24 protein-coding genes and 1 other annotated feature are annotated in these 24,780 nt (G+C 39.4%); of the genes, 4 read left to right on the top strand and 20 right to left on the bottom strand.

What is annotated here, in order from left to right; translation table 11 throughout:
• Positions 1 to 114: 114 nt before the first annotated feature.
• Genes trpA through CD31_RS03555 form a run of 6 tightly spaced genes read right to left on the bottom strand, consistent with a single transcriptional unit; the run spans position 115 to position 5,872 of the window.
• The gene (trpA, locus tag CD31_RS03580; RefSeq protein ID WP_036075826.1) at positions 115 to 906 is read right to left on the bottom strand and encodes a tryptophan synthase subunit alpha; all 792 of its coding nucleotides are present in this window, start codon (positions 904 to 906) and stop codon (positions 115 to 117) included.
• Positions 903 to 2,114, bottom strand: coding sequence for a tryptophan synthase subunit beta (gene trpB, locus CD31_RS03575; protein WP_036075825.1), 1,212 nt, complete (start codon positions 2,112 to 2,114; stop codon positions 903 to 905). Before trpB ends, trpA begins: the two co-directional genes overlap by 4 nt.
• Positions 2,114 to 2,728: a phosphoribosylanthranilate isomerase gene (locus CD31_RS03570; RefSeq protein WP_016991638.1), complete on the bottom strand. Its 615-nt coding sequence runs from the start codon at positions 2,726 to 2,728 to the stop codon at positions 2,114 to 2,116. Before CD31_RS03570 ends, trpB begins: the two co-directional genes overlap by 1 nt.
• Entirely contained in the window at positions 2,725 to 3,516 is a 792-nt protein-coding gene (gene trpC / locus CD31_RS03565; RefSeq protein WP_036075824.1) for an indole-3-glycerol phosphate synthase TrpC, read from the bottom strand. The genes CD31_RS03570 and trpC overlap by 4 nt, the downstream gene beginning before the upstream one ends.
• On the bottom strand, positions 3,516 to 4,544 hold the full coding sequence (trpD, locus tag CD31_RS03560) for an anthranilate phosphoribosyltransferase (protein ID WP_016991642.1): 1,029 nt from the start codon (positions 4,542 to 4,544) through the stop codon (positions 3,516 to 3,518). Before trpD ends, trpC begins: the two co-directional genes overlap by 1 nt.
• Entirely contained in the window at positions 4,544 to 5,872 is a 1,329-nt protein-coding gene (locus CD31_RS03555; RefSeq protein WP_036075823.1) for a chorismate-binding protein, read from the bottom strand. Before CD31_RS03555 ends, trpD begins: the two co-directional genes overlap by 1 nt.
• A 99-nt stretch (positions 5,873 to 5,971) precedes the next feature.
• Positions 5,972 to 6,212: a binding site (T-box leader), on the bottom strand.
• Between the two features lie 320 nt (positions 6,213 to 6,532).
• Here CD31_RS03555 and CD31_RS03550 point away from each other — a divergent pair.
• On the top strand, positions 6,533 to 8,221 hold the full coding sequence (locus CD31_RS03550) for a methyl-accepting chemotaxis protein (RefSeq protein WP_036075822.1): 1,689 nt from the start codon (positions 6,533 to 6,535) through the stop codon (positions 8,219 to 8,221).
• A 105-nt stretch (positions 8,222 to 8,326) separates the two neighbouring features.
• On the opposite strand, the gene secDF is transcribed toward CD31_RS03550, so the two are convergent.
• Both secDF and CD31_RS03540 read right to left on the bottom strand, forming a co-directional pair.
• Positions 8,327 to 10,594 (bottom strand): protein translocase subunit SecDF, encoded by a 2,268-nt coding sequence (gene secDF, locus CD31_RS03545; RefSeq protein WP_036075820.1) that lies wholly within the window; start codon positions 10,592 to 10,594, stop codon positions 8,327 to 8,329.
• A gap of 345 nt (positions 10,595 to 10,939) precedes the next feature.
• Positions 10,940 to 11,248, bottom strand: a complete 309-nt coding sequence (locus CD31_RS03540; RefSeq protein WP_036075819.1) for a post-transcriptional regulator — start codon at positions 11,246 to 11,248, stop codon at positions 10,940 to 10,942.
• Between the two features lie 93 nt (positions 11,249 to 11,341).
• Between CD31_RS03540 and CD31_RS03535 the strand changes: the two genes are divergently transcribed.
• The gene (locus CD31_RS03535; RefSeq protein ID WP_016991903.1) at positions 11,342 to 12,859 is read left to right on the top strand and encodes a putative polysaccharide biosynthesis protein; all 1,518 of its coding nucleotides are present in this window, start codon (positions 11,342 to 11,344) and stop codon (positions 12,857 to 12,859) included.
• On the opposite strand, the gene CD31_RS03530 is transcribed toward CD31_RS03535, so the two are convergent.
• Positions 12,856 to 13,491, bottom strand: a complete 636-nt coding sequence (locus CD31_RS03530) for a DUF421 domain-containing protein (RefSeq protein ID WP_036075818.1) — start codon at positions 13,489 to 13,491, stop codon at positions 12,856 to 12,858. The two genes, CD31_RS03535 and CD31_RS03530, sit on opposite strands and share 4 nt — an antisense overlap.
• A gap of 137 nt (positions 13,492 to 13,628) precedes the next feature.
• Between CD31_RS03530 and CD31_RS03525 the strand changes: the two genes are divergently transcribed.
• Positions 13,629 to 14,474, top strand: coding sequence for a polysaccharide deacetylase family protein (locus CD31_RS03525; protein ID WP_036075816.1), 846 nt, complete (start codon positions 13,629 to 13,631; stop codon positions 14,472 to 14,474).
• A 73-nt stretch (positions 14,475 to 14,547) separates the two neighbouring features.
• Here CD31_RS03525 and yajC read toward each other — a convergent pair whose 3' ends face one another.
• The 7 genes from yajC to CD31_RS23950 form a co-directional block, all read right to left on the bottom strand.
• Positions 14,548 to 14,814, bottom strand: coding sequence for a preprotein translocase subunit YajC (yajC, locus tag CD31_RS03520; RefSeq protein WP_004226696.1), 267 nt, complete (start codon positions 14,812 to 14,814; stop codon positions 14,548 to 14,550).
• 249 nt (positions 14,815 to 15,063) lie between these two features.
• Positions 15,064 to 16,209: a tRNA guanosine(34) transglycosylase Tgt gene (tgt, locus tag CD31_RS03515; protein ID WP_036075815.1), complete on the bottom strand. Its 1,146-nt coding sequence runs from the start codon at positions 16,207 to 16,209 to the stop codon at positions 15,064 to 15,066.
• A gap of 56 nt (positions 16,210 to 16,265) precedes the next feature.
• Positions 16,266 to 17,306: a tRNA preQ1(34) S-adenosylmethionine ribosyltransferase-isomerase QueA gene (queA, locus tag CD31_RS03510; RefSeq protein WP_036075813.1), complete on the bottom strand. Its 1,041-nt coding sequence runs from the start codon at positions 17,304 to 17,306 to the stop codon at positions 16,266 to 16,268.
• Between the two features lie 17 nt (positions 17,307 to 17,323).
• Entirely contained in the window at positions 17,324 to 18,328 is a 1,005-nt protein-coding gene (gene ruvB, locus CD31_RS03505) for a Holliday junction branch migration DNA helicase RuvB (RefSeq protein ID WP_016991899.1), read from the bottom strand.
• 18 nt (positions 18,329 to 18,346) lie between these two features.
• Positions 18,347 to 18,967: a Holliday junction branch migration protein RuvA gene (ruvA, locus tag CD31_RS03500; RefSeq protein ID WP_004226690.1), complete on the bottom strand. Its 621-nt coding sequence runs from the start codon at positions 18,965 to 18,967 to the stop codon at positions 18,347 to 18,349.
• Between the two features lie 111 nt (positions 18,968 to 19,078).
• Positions 19,079 to 19,912: a phosphotransferase gene (locus tag CD31_RS03495; protein ID WP_081977449.1), complete on the bottom strand. Its 834-nt coding sequence runs from the start codon at positions 19,910 to 19,912 to the stop codon at positions 19,079 to 19,081.
• A gap of 34 nt (positions 19,913 to 19,946) precedes the next feature.
• Positions 19,947 to 20,741, bottom strand: a complete 795-nt coding sequence (locus CD31_RS23950; RefSeq protein WP_036075811.1) for a LysM peptidoglycan-binding domain-containing protein — start codon at positions 20,739 to 20,741, stop codon at positions 19,947 to 19,949.
• Positions 20,742 to 20,882: 141 nt separating this feature from the next.
• Here CD31_RS23950 and CD31_RS03485 point away from each other — a divergent pair, with 141 nt between their 5' ends.
• Positions 20,883 to 21,416 carry a transcription repressor NadR gene (locus CD31_RS03485; protein ID WP_036075810.1) on the top strand — a complete coding sequence of 178 codons (534 nt, stop codon included), beginning with the start codon at positions 20,883 to 20,885 and terminating at the stop codon, positions 21,414 to 21,416.
• 132 nt (positions 21,417 to 21,548) lie between these two features.
• Here CD31_RS03485 and CD31_RS03480 read toward each other — a convergent pair whose 3' ends face one another.
• The 4 genes from CD31_RS03480 to obgE form a co-directional block, all read right to left on the bottom strand.
• Positions 21,549 to 21,941: a thiol-disulfide oxidoreductase DCC family protein gene (locus CD31_RS03480; RefSeq protein WP_036075808.1), complete on the bottom strand. Its 393-nt coding sequence runs from the start codon at positions 21,939 to 21,941 to the stop codon at positions 21,549 to 21,551.
• Between the two features lie 24 nt (positions 21,942 to 21,965).
• Positions 21,966 to 22,844, bottom strand: a complete 879-nt coding sequence (gene pheA, locus CD31_RS03475) for a prephenate dehydratase (RefSeq protein WP_036075807.1) — start codon at positions 22,842 to 22,844, stop codon at positions 21,966 to 21,968.
• A gap of 165 nt (positions 22,845 to 23,009) precedes the next feature.
• The gene (locus CD31_RS03470) at positions 23,010 to 23,465 is read right to left on the bottom strand and encodes an ACT domain-containing protein (protein ID WP_004226679.1); all 456 of its coding nucleotides are present in this window, start codon (positions 23,463 to 23,465) and stop codon (positions 23,010 to 23,012) included.
• A gap of 24 nt (positions 23,466 to 23,489) precedes the next feature.
• Positions 23,490 to 24,779: a GTPase ObgE gene (gene obgE / locus CD31_RS03465; protein ID WP_016991894.1), complete on the bottom strand. Its 1,290-nt coding sequence runs from the start codon at positions 24,777 to 24,779 to the stop codon at positions 23,490 to 23,492.
• Between the last annotated feature and the right edge of the window lies 1 nt (position 24,780).

Genomic DNA, 24,780 nt, shown 5'->3' with positions numbered 1-24,780 from the left:
CCGTTGCTTTTTAATTTCTATCCGTCACTTTTCCATTTCTATCCGTTACTTTTCCATATCTATCCGCCAATTACAGCGTTCTATCCATATCACTACAAAAAAAGCCTACTCTATCTAAAGAGTAGACTTCTCTAACATCCCTTTTGAGGCGGCTACTAATGCTTCCACCGTTGCCAAATCTCCTTCATGCAATGCCGTAACAATGGCACTACCGACAATTACACCATCTCCCAAAGCCCCCATCTTTTTCACTTGCTCAGGTGTTGAAATACCAAAGCCTGCAAGCACAGGGATTGGACTTGCTTGATTTAAGCTTGCAAAATGCTGTTCTAAATTATTGGCAAAACGCGATCTTGCTCCTGTGATTCCATTCACGGTCACTGCATAAACAAAGCCCTGACTAGCTGCCGCGATTCGTGCTATACGCTCTGGAGGGCTTGTTAATGAGACGAGCTGTACCACATCAATGCCATATGGATTTAGTGCTTCACGTAACAACTCACTTTCTTCCAACGGGACATCTGGTACAATTAATCCCTTCACTCCCCCAGCTACACAGGCTTGCGCAAAAGGCTTTAAGCCATATGCTAATACTGGATTGAAATAAGTCATGACTACGAGAGGCACTGTTATTTCATCTCTAAATGACGCGAGTGTTTGCAACACGCTTCTTAATGTCACACCAGCTGCGAGTGCACGTTCTCCTGCTCGTTCGATCGTTGGACCATCAGCAACAGGATCTGTAAAAGGAATCCCTACTTCAATAGCTGTTACCTTTAATTGCTGCAGTTTTAAGATAGTCGGCTTAATGGTCTCTAGCCCACCGTCACCTGCCATGATATAGGGTATAAAAGCCTTATGACCTGCAGCTTTTGCCTGTTCGATTGCTTGCTGTAAAGTCGTCATTTAACATCCCCTCCTAGTGCTGCTCGAACTGTATGAACATCTTTATCTCCTCGGCCAGATAAGCACACAACAATGACTTGATCTTTTGCCATGGTCTTAGCAAGTTTTGCCGTATAAGCAATGGCATGTGAACTTTCAAGTGCTGGCAGTATCCCTTCAGTCCGGCTTAATAATTGAAGTGCTTCTAGAGCTTCAGCATCGGTGATGGAGTCAAATTGCGCTCGACCAATATCATGTAAATAACAATGCTCAGGCCCTTTCCCTGGATAATCTAATCCAGCTGAAATAGAATGCGCTTCTTGGACAAAACCATTTTCGTCCTGTAATAAATACATGTAGGCGCCATGTAATACACCTAATTGTCCACCTGCGATGGCCGCTGCATGCTTCCCAGTTTCAAGACCACTTCCTGCTGCCTCAACACCGTATAAGGCAACTGATTCATCATCAACAAATGGATGAAACATACCGATCGCATTACTGCCGCCTCCAATACAAGCAACAACTGCATCTGGTAAACGACCCTCTTTTTGCACGATTTGCTTTCTTGTTTCTACCCCGATAACACGCTGAAAGTCTCGAACAATTTTTGGAAATGGATGAGGACCTAAGGCAGAGCCTAAAATATAGTGGGTATCCTCAACATTTGTCACCCAGTAACGTAGTGCAGCGTTCACAGCATCCTTTAATGTTTTGGAACCACTTTCCACCGATTGAACCTTTGTGCCAAGCAGCTCCATACGAAAGACATTTAACTGCTGACGTTTTATATCTTCTGCTCCCATAAAAACAACACATTCTAGATTTAATAATGCACATGCAGTAGCTGTTGCCACACCATGCTGACCTGCTCCTGTTTCAGCAACAATTTTCTTTTTGCCCATGCGTTTGGCTAGAAGTGCTTGCCCAATCGCATTATTAATTTTATGTGCACCTGTATGGTTCAAATCTTCACGCTTTAAATAAATCTTTGCTCCCTCTAGCGCCTTTGTTAAATTTTCTGCGTAATAAAGCGGTGTTTCACGTCCAACATACTCCTCTAAATAATAGGCCAGCTTCTCTATAAATGCAGGATCTAGTAATGCTTCCTCATAAGCAGCTTCTAATTCTAGCAAGGCTGTCATTAATGTTTCTGGCACAAACCGACCACCAAATTGTCCAAAACGTCCCTCTTTTGTCGGTACACTATTTGCTATTGAGATTCCCATCATCTGCTCCTCCTCTTTACTGCCTGTAAAAATGCTTGTATTTTGGTAGAATCCTTGATTCCATCTGTTTCCACACCACTTGATACATCGACCATAAAAGGACCTACATCTGTAATGGCTGCTTCAATATTGTCTACATTGAGACCACCCGCTAATAATAATTTTGCTTTAGGAATACCTACTTGCTCAAGCAGTGTCCAATCAAAAGTGTGACCACTACCGCCTTTAAACTCTGTACCAGGCGCGTCGAACAAATAATAATCTACTTGATAGTTAGCAGCTGCTTGAACGTCCTCTGTTCCTCGTATCGATAATGCCTTAATGGCAGGATAACCTTGCTCCTGAATAAATGCTGGCGTTTCCTCCCCATGATATTGCACATAATCTAAGGGCACTCGTTCAACCGCTTCCTTTAATTCAGCTGGCGTTGGATTGACAAAGACTCCTATTTTCAAAACGCCTTGTGGTACATGCTTCGCTAATTGTTGGGCCTGCTCAATGGATACACGGCGTTTACTCGGTGCAAAAACAAACCCTATCGCATCTGCACCCGCATGAACAGCTGTTTTGACATGTTCTTGTTCCTGTAGACCACAAATTTTGACCTTTGTCATACCGACGCACCCTCTTTACTTACTTGCAAATCTCGTAGTGCTTGCCCCGCATCTCCACTCCGCATTAAGGCTTCACCTACAAGGACACCACTAACCCCCATCGAGGCTACTTGCTTCGCATCTTCTCGTGTCCATATGCCACTCTCACTAATTAATACTCGATTCTCATCAAATGGAAACGTATTAGCAATTTCTTTTGTACGCTCTAGGCTTACTTCAAAGGTACGTAAATCTCGATTATTAACGCCAATTAACTTTGCATCTACTGCAAGAGCGCGTGCAAGCTCCTCACTATCATGTACTTCCACTAAAACTTCTAGGCCTAAGCCCGTTGAATAGCTATATAAATCACGTAAGGCATCGTCCGTTAAAGCAGCCACAATTAATAAAATAATGGATGCACCTGCTGCCTTGGCAAATCGAATTTGTACCCGATCGATCATAAAATCCTTACAAAGAAGGGGTGTATCGACTGCACCAGCAACTGCTGCTAAATCTTCAAAGGAGCCTTTAAAAAATTCCTTATCGGTTAAGACCGAAATAGCTGCTGCCCCTGCTCGTGCATAGATTTGTGCTTGTGCAACTGGGTCTGCCCCACCAGCTATTAACCCTTTGGAAGGCGAAGCACGCTTCATCTCAGCAATGACTTGCAGTGTATGGGCTTGTCGCAATGACTCAATTAACGAGCGACGTGGCGTATCTGTAAAGTTTGCTAAAGGGTCTGGCTGCTCTAACAAAGCGCCCACCTCAATCTTTTTTTGCTGCAAAATTTTATTGAGTATATTCATTATCCTACCTCCACTTCTTTAATTTGCTTGCTATACGTAACAACCGCCTCTAATTTTTGTTGTGCTCTCCCACTAAAAACACTTTCCTTTGCCATGGCTACACCCTCTTTGATGGTTTCCGCTTGACCATAACCAAATAAGCCGATACCAGCATTTAATACTACTGTATCTAAATAAGGACTCTGTTCCCCAGCCAATATTTTTTGCATAATCACCGCATTTTCATCTGCATTGCCACCACGGATGGCCTCTAAAGGTGCCGTTTGAAGACCAACATCTTCGGCAGTTAGAGAAAATGGAATTAAATCACCTTTATCTACTAAAACCAATGTATTTTGTCCTGCTAATGAAGCCTCGTCCAAGCCCTGTGGTCCTGAAACGACAATCGCCCGCTCACGTCCAAGCATTTGTAAGACTGAGGCATATTCCATGACAAAATTCGGACGATTAATACCTGTAAATTGTGTGGATAATGGGACCGGATTTGTTAAAGGACCAACAAGATTAAAGATTGTCGGTTTACCTAATGAACGGCGAATTTCACCAATCCTCTTTAATTTGGGATGGACATTCGGTGCATAAATAAAAGCGATCCCCTCTCTCTCTAGCAAATGAGCTGTTTGTGGGATAGAAATAGCTGTATGAATACCTAGTGCCTCTAGCACATCTGAGCTACCAGAGGAGGAAGAGATTTTACGGTTCCCATGCTTGGCAATTTTGACACCCGCTCCAGCTAACACAAAAGCAGAAGCTGTACTGATGTTAAAGGTATGAAGACCATCTCCACCTGTACCGCAATTATCCATATAGCTACCTTCTTTTACGGCTATATCAAGAGCAAAAGATCGCATAATAGTTGCTAATGCGGCTACTTCATGTGCAGTTTCTCCCTTCGCCGATAAAGCTGTTAAAAAGCTTGCTATTTCTTCTTTAGGTGTATCATCTTGAAATAACCATTGCGCTGCCTGTAACATTTCTTCGTACATGAGATGTGTTCCCTGCAGTACTTTCCTTTGTAATCGTTCCATTAGCTTTGCCCCCCATTGTTCACCAGTAACTGTAAAAATGCCTGTTCTTCCTCTTGCACTTGGTGTAAAACGTCTTGCACATTTGTATATTTGGTAACAGTTATTGTTGCTTGTAAAGTCATGCTATCCTGTTTAACTACAATAGATTTCCCTGTTAAAGCAAAATCCAAATGACCATTAAATCCAATAAAGCCAAGGGCACCAAAATTACCAGCTGTATGCGGAAGCTTCTTAGCTGAAAGTGGAGATATGGTTGCTGCTAAAACATCAAGGGCATGAAGCATTGGTAAAAGCTTTCCTTCAACCCTAGTCGTCATGTGCAGTGCCTTTTTAGACCGCTGGATACGCATTGCCTCCATGACCTGAACAGAATCTCGGAAACAAACCGACTGTAATTCTTGCTGAACAGCACTAACAAGAAGTGCATGGGATTGTCTAATGCTTTCATGGTTGTATAATTTGTGTTCATTTTCTAGGTCTTCATTTTTTGTTTCCCCTCGCGGATATGTTCCCTCTGTAGGAGTCGCAATAACTCTTTCACCTTTTACTTGAATTAGACTTTCAGGAGAAGTACCTAACACAACATGCTCCTCAAATTCTATATAATACATATAGGCTGCAGGCCTTTTTTTGCGTAGCTGCCGATACAAAGCAAACGTATCACCTTGAAAATTTGCTACATAATGATTCGGCAAAACTACCCTTGTTATATCATCATGTAAGTTAGCTTGCATTGTCTGTAAAACCTTTGCAAATGATTCATTTGTTGTAGCATCAAGCGGTTGATAACGATAAGATGCTTCGTCACTGATATGCCCGTTTACTATTTGTTGAGCCAATTCTTCCAAATCAGGTTCTTGCTTTTCTGCATCAATATTTGTATGAATCAATGTCACTTCATCTGTTTGATGATCGAAGACAATAATCGTTTCATAGACATGAAAATAAGCATCAGGCAATTCTATTTTTTTATCTACGAACATCGTTGTACCGCCAAAGCCTATATACCCAACGGCACCACCTGAAAAAGGAAATTGTGTCGTATTGGAAATACGTGGCATAAGGCGTTTAAGAAGAACAAAGAGTTCTCCTTGATGCACATATGTTTTTCCAGTTTTATAGGAAACCTCCTGAATTTCTTGGCCCACACCTTTATATGTTTTTCGTGGATTAGCCCCAATAAAGGAAAACCTTCCCGTTCCTTCATGTTGAGCAGAACTTTCCAATAAAAATTTATGTTTTCCCTGTAAACGTCTGAAAATCAAAATAGGTGTTAAAGAATCGCCATTGATCGTTTTCATTTTTGTTCTTGAACTCGTTGATTGCATAGCTATTTTGCTCCTTTTTCAAAGATTCCTTTAGCTAATGTCTAGACGAATGCTGACTGAAAATAAAAAAGCCCTCTGCAAAAAGGATTATTCCTAATTGCAGAGGACGATTATGACCGCGTTGCCACCTCATATTAGAGCATATGCTCTCACTTTTGTGCTTTTCATTATGGGTATGGTAAACCACACCTTGAAAGCACCCCTATAACGTGGGGAATTACGTTCGCTTTTTATAAGCGACTCTCATAAGTCCATTCACATAAGCTGTAAATCAGTTTACACCATCCACTGACTCTCTTTATTACGCACTTATGCTACTACTCTTATTCAACAATTTCTCAGCTATTCTCATCTAAACTCAGCTCATCTGTTCTTCGGCTGACCTCGCTCCCGAGACCTTCTACCTTGACCGAACAAAAAGTTAGCCTTAATTCTAAGCCAATCCAATACTATTGTCAATCAATTCTGACGAAAAAAGTTAATATTCCTATTTTATTTTGAAGAATTAAAAGTAGGTATATTATCCTTCTATAAAATCTTATTGGAGAATAAGATTTCCTACTATTGAAAATTCCTGGAGTATTGACCATGTAAATATATCAAGTTATAGTAATTTCAGAACATCAATTTTTCCATATAATAAAAGAAAGTAGGAAGTTTATGTCCGTTCGCAAAAAATTAAATATTGGTTTCATTTCCTTAACATGTTTACTACTTATCTCAAGCATCGTTTCATTTATTCAATTTAAAACAACACAGAATGATTTAGAAGAAGTACTCAAGCATCGGATGGTGCAAATCCAATTAACAGATAAAATCCAACAACAACTTGCGTCCCAAGGTTTATTTTTACGCTCCTATATTTTAAATAATAAGGATGAAGCAGCTAAGGCCAATTTAGAGCGCTATGAAAAGTTGTTACCTGAAACAGTTAATGAACTTTCTACTATTGTTCGATCAGATTATACAAAAAATATTATGCAGCAAATCACGGAATTGCAAAAAGAGTTACTTTCAAATTCACAGAAAGCTATACAAGCGTTTAATAGTGGCAACACGAATCTAGCACTCTCTATCATCAATAACGATGTGACAAAATACAATAAAGACATTTTTAAGTTAACAACGGAATTATTAGCTTATCACGATGAACAGCTTCAAAAGGTTGACCAATCTGTTAATCAAACCGTTTCACGAGCTATTGTCATTGCTATTAGCCTTCTAATTGCTAGTACCATTATCGGTTTATATTTTATGCATTTTGTCAAAAACTCCATTGTTCTACCACTACGTAAGGCCATCGGAGCAGCAGATACATTAGCACAAGGTGATTTAACAATCGCTAAGCTTGACCATCAATCAAAGGATGAGATCGGTACACTTGCAGATGCAGTCAATACATTAAAACAAAATCTAGCTGGTTTAATGACAAACATTCAAGATAGTGCATCCCATTTATCGGCTGTCTCAGAAGAGCTTTCTGCTAGTACAGAGGAAGTAACGGCAACCTCTGATAATATTGCGCAAAGAATTCAAGATAATGTAACACATATCACTTCTTCTGCTAGTGCCTCTCAGCAAAGTGCTGTGGCAATGGATGAAACCGCATCAGGTGTCCAACGCATCGCGGAGGCGACACAAAGCCTTCATCACAATGCTGAAAATCTGACTCAGCTTGCCCATACAGGTGGTGCAACGATTGCAACCGCAAAAGAACAGATGGATTTAATTGCACTCACAACTTCTGACATTGCAACACTAACGCAAAAACTAAGTAAGCAATCAGAAGAAATTGGACAAATTACAACAGTGATTACAGCTATCTCAGAACAAACAAATTTACTGGCACTGAATGCTGCCATTGAAGCAGCAAGAGCTGGAGAACACGGGAAAGGCTTTGCAGTTGTAGCGGATGAGGTACGAAAACTTGCTGAGGAATCAAATCAATCTGCCAATCAAATCGTTGCTATTACAAAAGAAATTCTAACAGATACGCAAAATGTTGCAGCATCAGTAGACAATGGTTTAGCCTCTGTAAAGGATGGTGTAGCCAAAATTCATGAGGCTGGAGATGCTTTCTATTCCATCACCTCTGCAGTTGCAGCATTCACAGAGCAAATTGAAGAAATTTCTGCCACATCTGAAGAAATCTCTGCCAGTGCTGAGCAGGTTGCTGCCTCTGTCACGGAAATCGCTAATGTCTCTCATCAATCAGCAACTAATTCTCAAATGATTGCAGAATCCGTTGACGAGCAAGTTGCGACGATGCAGCAAGTAAATACTGTTGCAGAAGAATTAAGTGAAAATGCGCAACAGCTACAAGGCTTAATTCAGCAATTTAAATTGTAAATACTATATGAAAAATCTGCTGCTTTTTATAAAAGGTAGCAGATTTTTTGCATAAAAAAAGCAGAGAGTAGAAAACCATTCGTTTTCCATTCCCTGCTCACTAGATTATACAGTAGGTTCGTCTGTACCCCATTGTTTTTTCTCTTTTTTGCGTAGCTTTCCATCTGATTTTTTCATTTCACGAATTTTTAATGAATACCAGATTTGAGCTGCGATACAGATTGAAGAATACATACCTGTAATCAAACCAATCAATAACGCGATTGAGAAGTTTTGAATAGATGGTGCACCAAAAATTAATAGGGCTACAACAACGATAATAACCGTTAATACTGTATTAACCGAACGACCCATTGTTTGGCGTAGCGATTTATTCACGATATTCGCCAATACTTCACGGTCATTAATTGTATCATAACGATCTAAGTTTTCACGCATACGGTCAAAGGTAACGATCGTATCATTGATGGAATAACCAACAATTGTTAATACAGCCGCAATAAACGTAATATCTACCTCTAAACGCATGAAGCTGAAGACGGCAACGATTAAGAATACATCATGCAATAATGAAACAATTGCACCAATACCCATGCGCCATTCAAAGCGAACTGCCACATAAATGATAATCCCTATTGCTGCAAGAGATAAAGCCTTAATCGCATTTTTTACAAGTTCCTTACCAACTGTAGGTGAAACAGTACTTACAGCTGGTTCATGACCATATTTTTCGCCAGCTTCTTTTTTAAATTTTAAAATTTCTGCTTGTGTAAGGTCATCTTTATAGCGAATGACTGCTGTATTACTTTTCTCACCAGAGAGTATGATATCTTCTGATGAAAAATCAATGCTATCTAGATATTTGGATACTTCTTCTTTTGTTAATGTTTGGTCAGATTCAATTTGGACACGAGTACCGCTTGAGAAATCAATGCCTAGGTTTAGGCGGAAAATACCAATAACCACTAAACCAGCCACTAAAATGGCTAAAGAGAACATATAGAATTTCTTACGGTTGTGAACAAAGTCAAATCGATCGAATTTCGTTGATAAATCTAATGTACCAATATTTTCATCAAGACTATGCTGTTTTGATTTTGCGATACCAAACCATGCTGGATTGTTGAAATACCCACTGTTAACAAGTAGTCCTAATAGGACACGTGAACCCCATACAGCTGTTAAGAAGCTCAATAAAATACTAATAATTAATGTTGTAGCAAATCCTTTAACAGAGCTTGTTCCCCATTGGAACAATACTGCTGCAGCTAATAAAGTTGTCAACTGTGCATCGACAATGGCTGATAAAGATTGTTTAGATCCAATTTGGAAGGCTTGTTTAGCGGAATAGCCCACTCGCAGCTCTTCACGTATACGTTCTGCCGCTAAAATATTGGCATCTACTGCCATCCCTATACCAAGGACAATGGCTGCAATACCTGGTAGCGTTAATACCGCATTAATCCAGTCAAAGACCACTAATACTAGGAATGTAAACACAACCAGTGTAATGATGGAAATAAAGCCTGGTAAACGATAGTAGAATAGCATAAATAAGAAAATAACTACTACGCCGACAATACCAGCAAAAATAGTACTTTTCAGTGCAGCATCACCAAACTGAGCACCAACAGATGTTGAATAAATTTCATCTAGCTTTACAGGCAATGCCCCAGCATTTAAAATATCTGCTAAATTTTTAGTTTCTTCAACAGAGAAATTACCGCTAATCATAACATCTGTTGTATTTAACGTTTGACTAACTGTTGCTGCAGATGCATAGCGAGGCTTTGCTTTTTGTGATTCCGCTTTATAGGAATCGACACCCTCTTCAAAGTCTAACCATACAACCAGTAAATTTTGACCTGCGGGTTTTGCCGCAATTTTACTTGTGATGTCAGCAAATTTTTTCGCATCTTTTAAAGTTAAGGATACAATCGGACGATTTTGTTGGTCAAAAGAGCCTTTAGCACCGTTGGCTTTCAAATCGTCTCCATCTAATAATAAATTATCATCCACATCACGGAATGTTAAATTCGCAGAAGTAGACAATAACTTACGTGCCGATTCCTGATCCTCAACACCAGCTAATTGCACACGAATACGATTTTTGTCCTCAACCTGAATACTCGGTTCACTAACCCCCATCGTATTTACACGTTCACCAAGTGCAGTGGATGTTGCTGTGACAATTTCTGGTGTAATTTTTTGTCCTTCTTTTAATTCATTTACCTCGTAAAGCACTTCAAACCCGCCCTGTAAGTCAAGACCAAGCTTGATGTCCTTTAAGACGCCGTTTACAGTCGTACTAATACCTGCTGCCAATAGCACGATAATCAGTAGGAATGCAACTATACGACTTTTTAGTTTCATCAATAAATCCTCCTCGAATTGGTGTAAGGGCTGTCCTTACACGCCAAACAAGTAACTAGCAATACCTTTTGAAACGTTTAATCCTCCTTTTCATTTAGAATCGTGTTACCTGTGCTTCAAAAAAGGTTGCTTTACTTATTTCAATCGTTCATAACGCGCAAGTTTATCTTTGTATTATTAGGTACTAGCCTTCTAAATGTCAATAAAAGCATAGAAGACTTATGTAAGTAAGAACTTATTCAAAATAAAAAAAGCGCAACACACTTATTATGAAACAGGTTGCGCTTGGTGTCAATTCAACACGTATAGGATTCTTTGAATTATTGTAAAATTTGACACATCATTTTACGTTCTGACTGGACCAAGCAGTAATTGTAACTCTTCTGTATTGACTTCTCCAAACCAATTATTACTTTGTAAAAACTCTACTTGATTAAATGAGACGATATCAGATGGTGATACGGAAAAAATAGTAGAAATGACTTCATGTAAACGTAGTTGTTCAATTTTCTTTTTACGCCATTTTTTTTCAATACAGTAGCGCCAGAGTTCTTCTGCTGTAATAGCATTGTATTGATAATGATGGAACTCTGCTATCTTACTATCAATTGCCGGACGAATCTTTTCAAATAGTTGCTCATATTGCATACTCATTTTGAATCATCTCCAATCAAAGTCGTAACGTAAGACATGCTTGCATACAAATAGTGTAAATGAATTTTTGCGGCTTGAGAAGGGACGGATGGCATGAGTTCTTTTGTACGAGGTACATTATTTTTAATGTTTGTGATTTTTTTATCTAAACTTTTTGGCTTCTTCTATAGAATGCAATTTATGCGAATTGCTGGTGAAGAGGCTGTCGGTATTTATATGACCGTCTATCCAGCATTTATTTTCTTCATCTCACTTATTCAACTAGGACTACCTATCGCTGTGGCTAAAATAGTGGCTGAATTACTAGCAAAAAATAAACGTGAAAACATCTTTGGTGTCATGCGTACAGCCATTCTTTGGTCATTCATTGGCATGATCGTTTTTATGCCACTCGTTGCATTAACAATACCATATATTTCAACAACGCTATTACATAATGAACAGACAACATTTACACTATGGATTGCACTCTTTGCTGTACCAGTATCAGTTGGATCTGGCTTATTACGTGCTTATTTACAAGGTGTCGCTAAAATTACACCGACTGCTTGGGCACAAATGATCGAACAAATTGTACGTATTAGCTTCATTACTTTAATGCTTCCTTATGTGGCTAATTACAATAATGCCGCTGTAACAGCTGCTGCGGCAATGGGTATTACGCTTCTTGCTGAAGTTGTAGCATTCTTATATTTATGGCTACATTATATTGTCTCGAAAAAGAAATTACTGACACGAAAAACTAAAATTGAAGGGTATCCTGCATCACCAATGTTGCGTGTTGCCCTTCCCTCTGCTGGCAGTAAGCTTTTTGGCTCTTTCACTTGGTTTTTAGAGCCGATTATCTTTTTAAAAGCCTTGACTGTAGCCGGTTTAACCGCTTCTGCTGCCACTATTTTATACGGTGTCATCTCAGGTGTTTTGGTGCCATTATTATTATTTCCTGCGTTTGTATCAACAGCCTTATCGATTGTGCTCATTCCAGCGGTTAGTGATGCCGTCGCTCGTCAGCACATCCCCCTATTGCAGGAAAGAATTTCGGTGTCCCTAAGATTGTCTTCCCTAGTGGGTTGCTTTGCTGCTACGTATTTCTTTGTGCACGGTGATGAATTAGCTATGAAGCTTTTCCATTTAGAAGAAAATCGTGGGTACGTTAAAATTTTAGCACCTATTTTTTATTTTTATTATATTCAAAGCCCTCTACATTCCATCTTACAGGCGATTGGTGAGGCAAGAGCTGCCATGATGAACTCCATCTATGGTGGACTAGGTAAACTATTTGTGATGTTTGTACTTGCCTCTCAGCCAGGTATCCAGGAAAAAGGAGCTGTTGTAGCCATTGGCTTTGGGGTTTTACTAACGTCCTTCTTGCATATTGCAACAGTTAGACAACGAAAAAACCTGCGTGCAGGCTTCAGAATGTTTGTCGTACCATATAGTTGCTTTATTGCCGTTTGCGTCGCCCAGTATTTCCTTATTCCCTTATTATCACTACCATTTATTTTAAGTAGTGGTGTCACATTATTTTTACTATTTACCTTTTTATTATTTACCAATCAGTTGCGCATTACAGATTTCCGTTACATCAAAAAATTGGCGAAGAAAGTTTAAGATTCCTTTAATTGGATATGCAGTTTACTGTCTTCCCAAATACAAAAAAATACCGTTTCACTGTCAGTAATATTATTTTTCGCTAGCTCACCCATTAGCCAATCTACATCTTTATGCATGGTAAATAGATGTCTTTCTTGAATATCACCGTCGATAATCAATGGATACACAAAGGCTTTTTCATCTTTTTTAAAGACAGAAAGATTGCCTGAAGGCTCTAAATACGCAAAGGCTACATCTGTCACAGATGCGATTCCGTTTTCTCGTAATTGCTGACATAAATCATCTAAATTATAGCGGTGTTTTCTCATCTCACTCTCTAAAATAACACCGTCTTTTACTAATAAAGCAGGGTCACCATCTACTAGGTCACGTATTTTTTTGAACTTTAAAGACAAAAAGGCACTTAAAATTTGAATAAAGAGCAAAATAATGATAGGTAGTATGGCATTAAAGAGAGGATTTTTATAATCGTCTAGGGCAAAGGCTGCCACTTCTGCAATTAATACAAAAACGACTAAATCGATGACAGATAATTCACCCACTTCTCGTTTACCCATTAAACGGAAAACGATGATGATAAACACATACAAAAAGCAAGTTCTAAAAATAATATGGTAATATTCTTCCATAAAAAACACCCCCATACTATCAAGGTGACCTTACTTATTGTTTTTTATACAATTTACAAGGAATAGTCCCAAATAGTTCGTACACACTAACAAGGAGCTAGATGCTTACCACTATAAAATGCAAACAAGGTGAGAACATGACAAGGAAAATAATTGTTTTCGTTTTTGTTTATATCCTTTTTCTTATTAGGCCTTATCCTATTTACGGGTATCAAGAACAAGAAATACCTATTCTTATGTACCATCATTTAGAGGACAATATAAACAATAATACAGTTATTTCACCCGAGAACTTCGAAGGCCAAATGAAATTACTTAAAATGGAAGGCTACCAGGCCATTTCTGTTCAGCAATTATATGATTACTTAAACGACCAAGCGCCGTTACCTCCAAAGCCTGTTTTAATTACCTTTGACGATGGGTATTTTAGTAATTATGAAAAAGCTTACCCGATATTGAAAAAATATAATATGCATGCAGAAATCTTTGTTATTGCAAGCCGAATCCTAGAGAAGAATGGTAACAATTATTATCCAAATGAAACAGTAAAGATGAGTTGGGATCAATTGAAGGAAATGAAGGATTATATTACAATCCAGAGTCATACTTGGAATTTACATTATAAATTACCTTCAAAAAGCGGTAAACCTATTGGCGCTGTATTTGGCCCTAGTTTTGTGAATGGGCAACTAGAGAGTCAGGCTGAGTATGAAGAAAGGGTAAGAAATGATTTTATTCATTCAAGAAAACGAATCAAAGAAAAGTTAGGGTATGAGCCAATAGCAATAAGCTATCCTTATGGGATTTATTCACCCTCCACCATCAAATTAGCCAAGGAAGCTGGTTTTAAGATGGCCTTTGTCATACAAAATAAGCATGTGAAAAAGGGCGATTCCATATTTACGTTAAGTAGAATCACTATTAATGGCAATGATACTGGTGAGGCATTTATTCAAAAATTAAAAACTGCCAAAAACACGTAAGCACAGCCAGCCAATATTGTATAAAAAAGGCCTACAATATAGCTATTGCCTATTGTAAGCCTTTTCTTCTGTATTACTGATTGTCATTGACAATTCGTCCAATTGCTTGACGGTCAAATTTCACTCGTACATTGTCAGCAATTTTTAATGTCACTGCTGTGTCTTCAATTGCATCAATAACGCCGTGTAAACCACCAATTGTAATGACTTTATCTCCACGTTGCAAACTACTTTGCATATTTTGTGTTTCCTGCTGTCTTTTTTTAGCTGGACGGATTAAGATAAACCACATTGCAACGAACATTAATAATATTGGTGCTAATCCTAATAATTGATCCATAATAGCATCTTGCCCCCTTTCCAAATCTCACTTTTTTAGTATAGACTATTCCACCATTAAAAAGCGATGGACAAGCCCAAAAATTTTCTCAATTACTAATATTTTTTCTATGATTGACAATATTTTGCTAGAAATATTCACTTTTTACAAAGTTTTGAATGATTTGCAAAACTATTGCTATTGATGATGGGACATTAGGGGATGCCTAATGTCCTTTTTTAATTATGCGCATGTAATAATCCGTCTAGATTAAAAGTTTTTTGCATCTGGCCCATTAAAGCCGTACTTTTCAAAGAACTCTTCACGGAAATCACCAAGACGATCTTGACGAATTGCCTCACGTACTTGCTCCATCAATTTTAATAGGAAGTGTAGATTATGATAAGATGTTAAACGAATACCGAACGTTTCTTCCGTGCGAATAAGGTGACGAACATAGGCACGGGAATAATTTTTACATGTATAGCAATCACAGTTCGGATCAATTGGACCAAAGTCACGTGCATATTTTGCATTTTTCACCACAAGACGTCCTTCTGATGTCATCAGTGTTCCATTACGTGCAATACGTGTTGGCAATACACAGTCAAACATATCAATACCACGAATTGCCCCGTCAATTAAAGAATCTGGTGAGCCTACACCCATTAAATAACGTGGTTTATTTTCAGGCATCATTGGCGTAGTAAATTCTAAAACGCGGTTCATCACATCTTTCGGTTCTCCAACAGATAATCCACCAATGGCATAGCCTGGGAAATCTAGTTCTACTAACGCTTCTGCTGAGCGACGGCGTAAATCCTCGTACTCTCCGCCTTGAATAATCCCAAATAAACCTTGCTCTTCTGGACGCTGATGTGCTTCCTTACAGCGTTTTGCCCAACGAGTTGTACGATCAACTGATTGCAGCATATAGTCATGTGTCGCAGGATATGGTGGACATTCATCAAAGGCCATCATAATATCAGAGCCTAAATCATTTTGAATTTCCATTGCCTTTTCTGGGCTCAAAAATAATTTATCTCCATTGAGGTGATTACGGAAATGAACACCTTCCTCCTCAATTTTTCGGAATTGACTAAGTGAAAATACTTGGAAACCACCTGAATCCGTTAAAATTGGACGATCCCAGTTCATAAATTTATGAAGTCCGCCTGCTTCTTTGACAATATCATTACCAGGACGTAGCCATAAATGGTACGTATTGGACAAAATAATACCGGCATTCATCTCTTTTAATTCTTCTGGCGACATGGTCTTAACCGTTGCTTGTGTGCCAACAGGCATAAATGCGGGTGTTTCAAAGGAGCCGTGCGGTGTATGGACGATGCCAAGGCGTGCTCCTGTTTGTTTACATGTATGAAGTAGTTCATATCGAATTGCTGGTTGTGTCATAAAATAAATAATCCTCTCTTATCTGAAGTAAAAACAGTACTCCGATTTTATCCCTATTATTTTTTTGGACGTATAAACATAGCATCACCAAAACTAAAGAAGCGATATCTTTCCTCTACGGCTTGCTGATAAGCACTTAAAATGGTCTCTCGAGTGGCTAGCGTACTAACAAGCATGACCAATGTTGATTTTGGTAAATGGAAGTTTGTGATTAACCCATCTACCACCGTAAAATTGTAGCCTGGATAAATGAAAATAGACGTCCAACCTTGTTCTGCTCGCACTTCTCCCCCATATTTAGAACCAATTGTCTCTAATGTGCGAGTAGAGGTTGTCCCAACAGCTATTACCTTGCCACCATTACGTTTTACTCGATTAATCGTATCTGCTGCTTGTTCTGTAACACTATAGAATTCCGCATGCATTTCATGATTCTCAATCGAGTCAACACTAACGGGACGGAAAGTGCCGAGACCTACATGTAGCGTAATAAAAACAACATCTACGCCTTTAGCCTTCACTTGTGCTAATAGCTCCTCTGTAAAATGCAGTCCTGCTGTAGGCGCTGCAGCCGAACCACGCTCTTTCGCATAAACGGTTTGATAACGATCTTTATCCTCTAGTTTTTCCCGAATATATGGAGGTAATGGCATTTCACCAAGCTGCTCTAATATTTCATAAAAGATACCATCATACTGAAATTCAAATGTACGTCCGCCATGTTCAAGCTCACCTGTGCAAGTAGCTGTTAATAAACCATCTCCAAATGTGATGACTGTTCCTACCTTTACACGCTTTGCTGGTTTTACAAGTGTTTCCCACTCATCTGTACCAGCCAATTGCTTCAATAGCAATACTTCTATATGTGCACCTGTTTCTTCTTTTACACCCATTAAACGAGCAGGTAAGACTCTTGTATCATTTAGTACAAGACAGTCTCCAGCATGTAGCTCCTCTAGTACATGGGCAAAATGGTGGTGCTCCACTTTATTTGAGCCTGGTGTTACGACCATTAATCGACTCGCTGTACGATCGACTAATGGTGTTTGGGCAATAAGCTCCTCTGGTAATTCAAAATCAAAATCTTCTACACGCATGAAAAAAACTTCCTTCTTTATGTTTGTTGGGGATACTCATATCCAAAATGTTCGTAGGCTAAATGTGTGGCTACTCTTCCTCTCGGTGTACGTTGGATAAGGCCAATTTGCATCAAATAAGGCTCGTATACATCTTCTATCGTAACCCGTTCCTCACCAATCGATGCAGCAAGCGTATCTAAGCCTACTGGACCTCCTCGGAATCGCTCAATCATATTAGTTACAAGTTTATGATCAATATGATCAAGCCCTCTAGGATCTACTTGTAGCAGCTCTAATGCTTGCTGTGCAAGGCCCTCCGTTATCATACCATCTCCAAGCACCTGTGCATAATCTCGCACTCGTTTCAATAAACGATTGGCAATACGGGGTGTTCCACGTGAGCGTCTCGCCATTTCCATTGCTGCTACTTGCTCAATTTGCACCTCAAATAAATGAGCACTTCTGACAACAATTTCAGCAAGTGATTGGTCATCGTAATATTCTAGGCGCAGCAACACACCAAAGCGATCTCTTAGAGGAGCTGATAAGGCACCCGCTCTTGTTGTTGCACCTACAAGGGTAAAGGGAGGTAAATCAAGTCGTACAGAACGTGCTTCAGGACCCTTCCCTACCACAATATCTAAACAGAAGTCTTCCATTGCTGGATATAATACTTCTTCAATAGCACGGGGAAGTCGATGAATTTCATCAATAAATAAAACATCCCCAGGCTCTAGTGAACTTAAAATAGCTGCCAAATCTCCTGGACGCTCAATCGCAGGGCCACTTGTCATGCGTACATTGACATTCATCTCATTCGCGATAACAGCAGCTAAGGTCGTTTTACCAAGTCCTGGAGGTCCGTATAACAACACATGATCTAAACTTTCTTGGCGAAGCTTTGCTGCTTCAATGAATATTTGTAAGTTTTCCTTTACTTTATGTTGCCCAATATACTGTGCTAATTTTTGAGGACGTAAAGATAACTCAAACTGCTCATCATAGCTACCTGCCTCACTTGCCATCATACGTTCAGACATGTACCTTCCCTCCTTTCCTTATTTTAGTTTTAGCAGTAGTTGCAATGCTTGTTTCATAAAGGCATCTGTCGTTTCTAGTTTGTCGTTATCTTCTAGCTGTGGTTTAATTTTTTCGAGCTCTTTTTCAGAATAGCCAAGTGCCATTAAGGCAAGTAAGGCTTCTTCTAATTCATGTTTATAAGCATTCACACCAAACAAAGGTAACTCATCTTCTGCACTAGGTAACTCCAGTGTATCTAATAATGAACCAAGCTTGCCTTTCAAGTCGAGGATCATTTGACGTGCTGTTTTTTTACCAACTCCGGGGAACTTCACTAAAAATGCTTCGTCCTCCCGTTCAATTGCGCTAATAACCTGCTGTGGATTCCCTGTCGCTAAAATAGCTAATGCGCCCTTTGGTCCTATACCCGACACTAAAATAAGCTTACGGAATAACTCACGCTGATCTAAATTAGGGAAACCATATAAAACTTGTGCATCCTCTCGCACATGCAAATGAACATATATCTGTTGTTCAAGGGCAGATGTCCGAAAAGCAAACGGATTGGGCGTATTAAGTTGCCAACCAATCCCTTGTTGTTCTAGCACAATAAATTCAGGCGTAATACGAGTAATTTGTCCTTTTAAATAATCATACATCTATAATCCCTCACAATCATCGTCTTCGATTATAGCATATAGCGAACGAATGCTCGACAAAAAGTAGCGGCGAAACGCCGTTCGCAGACAAAAATGACCGCCAATTGACGGTCATTTCTTGACAAATCTATCAATATCGTACCACAGTTTTGGCCAATAGGTGAGGGCTCGTTTTGTAAATGGCACTAAATAATCTAAAAATACTAGCTGCTGCTCGAGTGGTAAATCTATAGCAAACAGCCATTCTCGTAATAACTCATTCGGATATTTCAAGCGATGAAGCTTTCTTTTATCTAGTCTTTTCAGCTCAGGTAACTCTGCAAAAATCTTTCCAAGATCATAATCTACAGCAGGCAACACACGATGTAACCATAAAATATACTCGTCATCCGCTTCACCAAGGTGTGCTAAATCAAAATCAATTAAACGTAATTGTCCATCAGAGCACCATAAAAAATTATGATGGACTACATCCCCATGCAATAGCGTAATCTCTTTTTCAGGTGCATCTTCCAATGCAATCAATTGTAATGATTTATCACTATAATGCAGTATTTGATCAATTTCTTCTTTTGTTAAAAATGTTCGAAATTCATTTCTTCTACTTTTAAAACGCATATGACGCATTTGCCATTTTAAAAGCTGTGAGTAGGTATGCAAGCCTGGCATTCGCTGCCAAGCAATTTTTTTATGTGTGTCGTGTAAAGCAATTAATAGTCTTAGAGATTCCTTACGATCTTTTTTATGTGCGAAGTTAGCACCGTGGCTTCCTTCTTGCCACATTTGCACAATTAACTGCTCATCATCGCTCTGAACTAAAGGTAAGATCAACGAGGGTTCCATACGTCCTAATTGGCGATGAATGGTTTTTACCTTCTCTGCAATTTCCACTTGCTTTGCACGTTTGACAAAATAATTTTTCGATTGATACTTATATTTCCAAATATTTGGCTTTACTTCTTCTACAATATACGCTTTTTCACCATCGATAAGGCGTCATCCCGCCTGGGAAATAATGCGGTGACATCCAAGGACCTGCTGCTGATGGGCATGGTGGTGGACAATGTGTCGGACATGGTGGTGGCGGGCAATGACAAGGGTCCATTTGCCAATTTGGCATCATCATTGGTTGTGTGCCACAGCCACAAGATTGACCCATGTTCATATCAGGCATCATCATTGGTTGTGTTCCACAACCACAGGATTGCCCCATATTCATATCAGGCATCATATCCATTTGTGGCTTTTGTTGATCTTGCGTATGGAAGAATGGTGATGTGGACTCTAAAAAGTCTTCCATTCCACCTACTTTATGATCTGGCATGTCATAGGACATTGGCTGCTGTGGCATCGTATAATGCTCGACCTGCGGCTGCATTGGCATTGGCCACCACATCTGATGATAGATTGGCTGATGGCAACTTGAACAATGTGGTACGGCAGGCATTTGTGGCATGATATGCATTGGTGGATGTGGTGCTGGTTGTGGCGGTACAATTGGCGGCGGTGGTGGCATTGGTCGCTGTACCTCTTTTCTAGGACTTTCCTTCGGTGCCTCCTTATGCACTTGTGTTTCCTTTTTCGGCATTTCTTTATGTGAATCTCTATGCGGCTCTTTGTTTATTTTTTCAGGCAATATAATTTCCATGCCTGGAACAATATAATCTGGGTTGGCAAGATGGACATTGAGCCGCTTCAAATCTTCAAACGAAATGCCGTACTCCTTCGCAATCTTCCACAATGTATCTCCCTTTTGAACAATATGAATACGCAATTTTTTCCTCCCTTCCTCTCTACGTATCATATGTTCAATGTTTCATTTGGATACAAAAATTTCAGCAAGTTCGAAAAGCTTCATGGTACACTAATTCATAAGGAATACGGATTCCTTTATTACGAGCAGGGGTGATCTCTTATGAAAAAAATGTTAGGCGAAGAACGCCGACTGCAACTATTAGCGCAATTAAAAAAAAATAAAGCACCTATAACTGGGACAGACTTAGCTAAGTTCGCCAATGTTTCTAGACAAGTAATCGTCAATGATATGACTTTATTAAAGGCAAGAAATGAGCCTATTATTGCCACAAGCCAGGGCTATCTTTATATGCATCAAGAACAAATACAGCAAACCGTTGAACGAACATTCCCTTGCTTGCATACATCAGAGCAGACAGAAGATGAATTAATGACGATTGTAGACTGTGGTGGAACCGTCAAAAATGTCATTGTTGAACATCCGATATATGGTGAACTGACAGCCTCAATCATGGTATCCAACCGCCATGAAGTGAAACAATTTATCGAACGTGTAAATGCAACACAGGCCAATTATTTATCTGCTCTCACTGGTGGCATTCATTTACATGTCATCACAGCACCCTCTGTTGAAGTTTTAACATTAATTGAGCGAGCTTTACAAAAAAAGGGTTACTTAGTGACAGATCAATGAATAGCAAAAGCACCGTCTGAAAATTAATTTCAAACGGTGCTTTCTGTTTTTAATGCGGGTATTGTGTCGTTAAGCATGGGTATTTCTCTTTTCACCGCAGCTATTGCTCCCTTAAAGGCGGCAATTTCCCTATCAGGATAGAAATCTTTGTCGTTGATCGGGCGTAGGCAATAGGCATTCACTTTTTTTCCCAAACAAACGATAGCGTTGCTTTGCAAATAAGCGATACAACGCATTGCGAATAAATGGTGGTACAAGGATGAGGGCATAGAAGCAAGGCCACAATCCATCAAATTTACGGCATATGTTTAACGCAGCTGTAGATTCAACAGACACTTTCCCTTGTTCAATAAGAATTACACTATCTATATTCTTTGGTATATGATATTGAGCGAGAAGCGATTGACCAATCTCGCTTTGCAACGATGCAAATTGAAAATAGCCAGCTTGATCATGTTTGATGATAAATTGAACAGTGCTATCACAAAAATTACATACACCATCAAATAAAATAATCCCACCCATTACAATCCCTCCACTTTTAAGTTATTATGCTTCGTCTGATGTTACATACGTAAAATAGGTACCCAATGACTTTACTTTGCAGCCTAGCGCAGCTAATTCTTCCATTGCACCACGCATCATTGGTTCCTTTTCATCTGCTAATACATCAATCATAAAGAAATAATCGCCTAAACCTGTTTTTAATGGACGTGATTCGATTTTACTTAAATTCAGCTGACGCCATGCAAAAACAGAAAGCACCTGATGTAAAGCACCTGAACGATCTGTTGGTAGGGTAATCATAAACGTTGTTTTTGCTTGCCCGTCTGACAGTTCTTGTGGCAACCGTTTATTTTGCTTAGAAAGTACAAAGAAACGTGTATGATTAAAATGGAAATCATGGATATTTTGCTCAACTATTTCAAGGCCATACTTTTCCGCTGCTGCTGCATTGCCGACTGCTGCTATACACTCTTGTGGATTCTCTGATACATATTTTGCTGCTGCTGCAGTTGAAGTTGTTTGATGTAATGGTACATGGCTAAAACGATAAAATAAATATTTATGACATTGAGCTAGTGCGTGCGGATGAGAATAAACGCCTTCGATTGACTGCCAATGATCCTTTTGCGCTTTATTGACCATTAAATGCTGCTGAATTTTCAGCAATAACTCTCCAGTCACATAAAGTGTTGCCTCATGGAATAAGTAATCTAATGTTAATGATACAGAGCCCTCAAGAGCATTTTCTAGTGGCACGACAGCTAAATCTACCTTCCCCTCTGCAACAGCCTCTATACATTCTGGAATTGTTGCACACGGTACAAGCCACTCATTTGGAAAAGTAGCCTTTGTTGCTAAGTATGTAAATGATGCTTCTGGTCCTAAATAGGCGATTCGATTTTCCCATTGTTGCTTTGTCATTGCAAATACCTCCTTTATGGCACAATAAGGAGCAGTCCCTCGTGATGAATCTCTTTTGGGACAGCTCCTTATTTGAGCTTTGTTATCGTATCTTTACCCATTGGGCTTATACAACACGATGTTTGTCATTTTGTCAAAAATTAAAGGATTGAACACTCACTGTGATTATAATGCTCCAGAACTAATCACTTCCGCAGATTCTACAAAATCTAAGCGTTTTAATTGCTGGATAAGATCATCAAGATCACAGGTCATGCTTGTTACATCTAATGACAATGTAACATTTGCACGTCCCTGAATAGGGATGGTTTGATGAATCGTTAAGACATTACAATGTGTAATTGTCACAGTTTCTAAAAGCTTGGCAAGTGTTCCTTTTCTATCTTGAAGCTGTAAAAAGACTGTTAAAATGCGTTCCTGCACAATTGAATGAAAAGGAAAAACCGCATCACGATATTTGTAAAACGCACTTCGCGATAAATCCACCTGCTTTACCGCATCCCAAATGGAAGATACTGAACCACTTGATAGTAAGTGTTTCGCCTCCAAAGTTTTTTGCATTGCATCCGTTAAAACATCCTCACGAACTAAATAATATCGCTGATTCGCAACATTCTTCATACGCTTCCCCCTAAAACTCATGTCTTAATCGACAAATTCAAATTCAAACTCTTGTAGGCGTACTGTATCGCCATCCTGTGCTCCACGCTCACGTAGAGCCTCATCCACACCCATTGCACGCAATTGACGAGCAAAACGACGTATACCATCTTCACGGCTGAAGTCTGTCATTTTAAATAAACGCTCAATTGCATAACCACTAATAATAAATGTACCGTCATCATCACGTGTGATTTCGAAATCTTCACCTTTTGCCTCATGCTTGTACATTACGGTTGCGTCTGATTGCTCCTCTAGATCATCATATAGCGGGAATTCAGGCGTTACTTCTAATAGATCCGCAATGGCAAACAGAAGCTCTTTTAATCCTTGACGTGAAACAGCAGAAATTGGGAAAATTTGTACATCTTCTCCTACCTTCTGACGGAATGCTGTTAAGTTCTCTTCTGCTTCTGGCATATCCATTTTATTGGCTACTATAATTTGTGGACGCTCTGTTAAACGAAGATTATATTGTTTTAGCTCTTCATTAATTGTTAAATAATCTTCATATGGATCTCGACCTTCCATCCCTGACATATCAATGACATGAACGATTACACGTGTACGTTCGATATGTCGTAAAAATTGGTGACCTAATCCAACTCCTTGATGTGCTCCTTCAATAAGCCCAGGTAAATCAGCCATCGCAAAGCTTCGATGATCATCCGTTTCAATCATGCCTAAGTTCGGTACAATTGTTGTGAAATGATAAGCACCAATTTTTGGCTTAGCTGCGGAAACAACAGATAAAAGTGTTGATTTACCAACACTTGGGAAACCAACTAACCCTACATCTGCTAATACTTTTAACTCTAATATAACATTTAATTCTTGTCCTGGCTCACCTTTTTCAGAAAGTTCTGGCGCCGGGTTGGCAGGTGTAGCAAAGCGAGAATTACCTCGTCCACCTCGGCCTGCTTTCGCAATAACTGCTCTTTGCCCATGCTCGACTAAGTCAGCAATAACGGCATTTGTTTCTTCATTCATAACCACTGTGCCTGGTGGTACTTTAACAATTAAATCCTCCGCATTTTTACCATGCATGCCTTTACTCATCCCATGCTCGCCACGAGGTGCTTTAAAATGGCGTTTATAGCGGAAATCCATTAATGTACGTAAGCCCTCTTCTACTTCAAATACGACGTTACCGCCATGTCCGCCATCTCCACCAGCTGGACCACCATTGGGTACATATTTTTCTCGACGAAAGGCAACCATACCATCTCCGCCGTCGCCACCTTTAACATAAATCTTTACGTGATCGACAAACATT

This window comes from Lysinibacillus boronitolerans JCM 21713 = 10a = NBRC 103108 (assembly GCF_000772935.1).
GTDB classification, from domain to species: Bacteria; Bacillota; Bacilli; order Bacillales_A; family Planococcaceae; genus Lysinibacillus; species Lysinibacillus boronitolerans.
This window is presented reverse-complemented; position numbering and strand designations above follow the sequence as displayed.

Excerpts from the sequence above, each read along its gene's own strand:
- trpA (WP_036075826.1), bottom strand. The coding sequence starts at position 906 with ATGACGACTTTACAGCAAGCAATCGAACAGGCAAAAGCTGCAGGTCAT.
- trpB (WP_036075825.1), bottom strand. The coding sequence starts at position 2,114 with ATGGGAATCTCAATAGCAAATAGTGTACCGACAAAAGAGGGACGTTTT.
- CD31_RS03570 (WP_016991638.1), bottom strand. The coding sequence starts at position 2,728 with ATGACAAAGGTCAAAATTTGTGGTCTACAGGAACAAGAACATGTCAAA.
- trpC (WP_036075824.1), bottom strand. The coding sequence starts at position 3,516 with ATGAATATACTCAATAAAATTTTGCAGCAAAAAAAGATTGAGGTGGGC.
- trpD (WP_016991642.1), bottom strand. The coding sequence starts at position 4,544 with ATGGAACGATTACAAAGGAAAGTACTGCAGGGAACACATCTCATGTAC.
- CD31_RS03555 (WP_036075823.1), bottom strand. The coding sequence starts at position 5,872 with ATGCAATCAACGAGTTCAAGAACAAAAATGAAAACGATCAATGGCGAT.
- CD31_RS03550 (WP_036075822.1), top strand. The coding sequence starts at position 6,533 with ATGTCCGTTCGCAAAAAATTAAATATTGGTTTCATTTCCTTAACATGT.
- secDF (WP_036075820.1), bottom strand. The coding sequence starts at position 10,594 with ATGAAACTAAAAAGTCGTATAGTTGCATTCCTACTGATTATCGTGCTA.
- CD31_RS03540 (WP_036075819.1), bottom strand. The coding sequence starts at position 11,248 with ATGAGTATGCAATATGAGCAACTATTTGAAAAGATTCGTCCGGCAATT.
- CD31_RS03535 (WP_016991903.1), top strand. The coding sequence starts at position 11,342 with ATGAGTTCTTTTGTACGAGGTACATTATTTTTAATGTTTGTGATTTTT.
- CD31_RS03530 (WP_036075818.1), bottom strand. The coding sequence starts at position 13,491 with ATGGAAGAATATTACCATATTATTTTTAGAACTTGCTTTTTGTATGTG.
- CD31_RS03525 (WP_036075816.1), top strand. The coding sequence starts at position 13,629 with ATGACAAGGAAAATAATTGTTTTCGTTTTTGTTTATATCCTTTTTCTT.
- yajC (WP_004226696.1), bottom strand. The coding sequence starts at position 14,814 with ATGGATCAATTATTAGGATTAGCACCAATATTATTAATGTTCGTTGCA.
- tgt (WP_036075815.1), bottom strand. The coding sequence starts at position 16,209 with ATGACACAACCAGCAATTCGATATGAACTACTTCATACATGTAAACAA.
- queA (WP_036075813.1), bottom strand. The coding sequence starts at position 17,306 with ATGCGTGTAGAAGATTTTGATTTTGAATTACCAGAGGAGCTTATTGCC.
- ruvB (WP_016991899.1), bottom strand. The coding sequence starts at position 18,328 with ATGTCTGAACGTATGATGGCAAGTGAGGCAGGTAGCTATGATGAGCAG.
- ruvA (WP_004226690.1), bottom strand. The coding sequence starts at position 18,967 with ATGTATGATTATTTAAAAGGACAAATTACTCGTATTACGCCTGAATTT.
- CD31_RS03485 (WP_036075810.1), top strand. The coding sequence starts at position 20,883 with ATGAAAAAAATGTTAGGCGAAGAACGCCGACTGCAACTATTAGCGCAA.
- CD31_RS03480 (WP_036075808.1), bottom strand. The coding sequence starts at position 21,941 with ATGGGTGGGATTATTTTATTTGATGGTGTATGTAATTTTTGTGATAGC.
- pheA (WP_036075807.1), bottom strand. The coding sequence starts at position 22,844 with ATGACAAAGCAACAATGGGAAAATCGAATCGCCTATTTAGGACCAGAA.
- CD31_RS03470 (WP_004226679.1), bottom strand. The coding sequence starts at position 23,465 with ATGAAGAATGTTGCGAATCAGCGATATTATTTAGTTCGTGAGGATGTT.
- obgE (WP_016991894.1), bottom strand. The coding sequence starts at position 24,779 with ATGTTTGTCGATCACGTAAAGATTTATGTTAAAGGTGGCGACGGCGGA.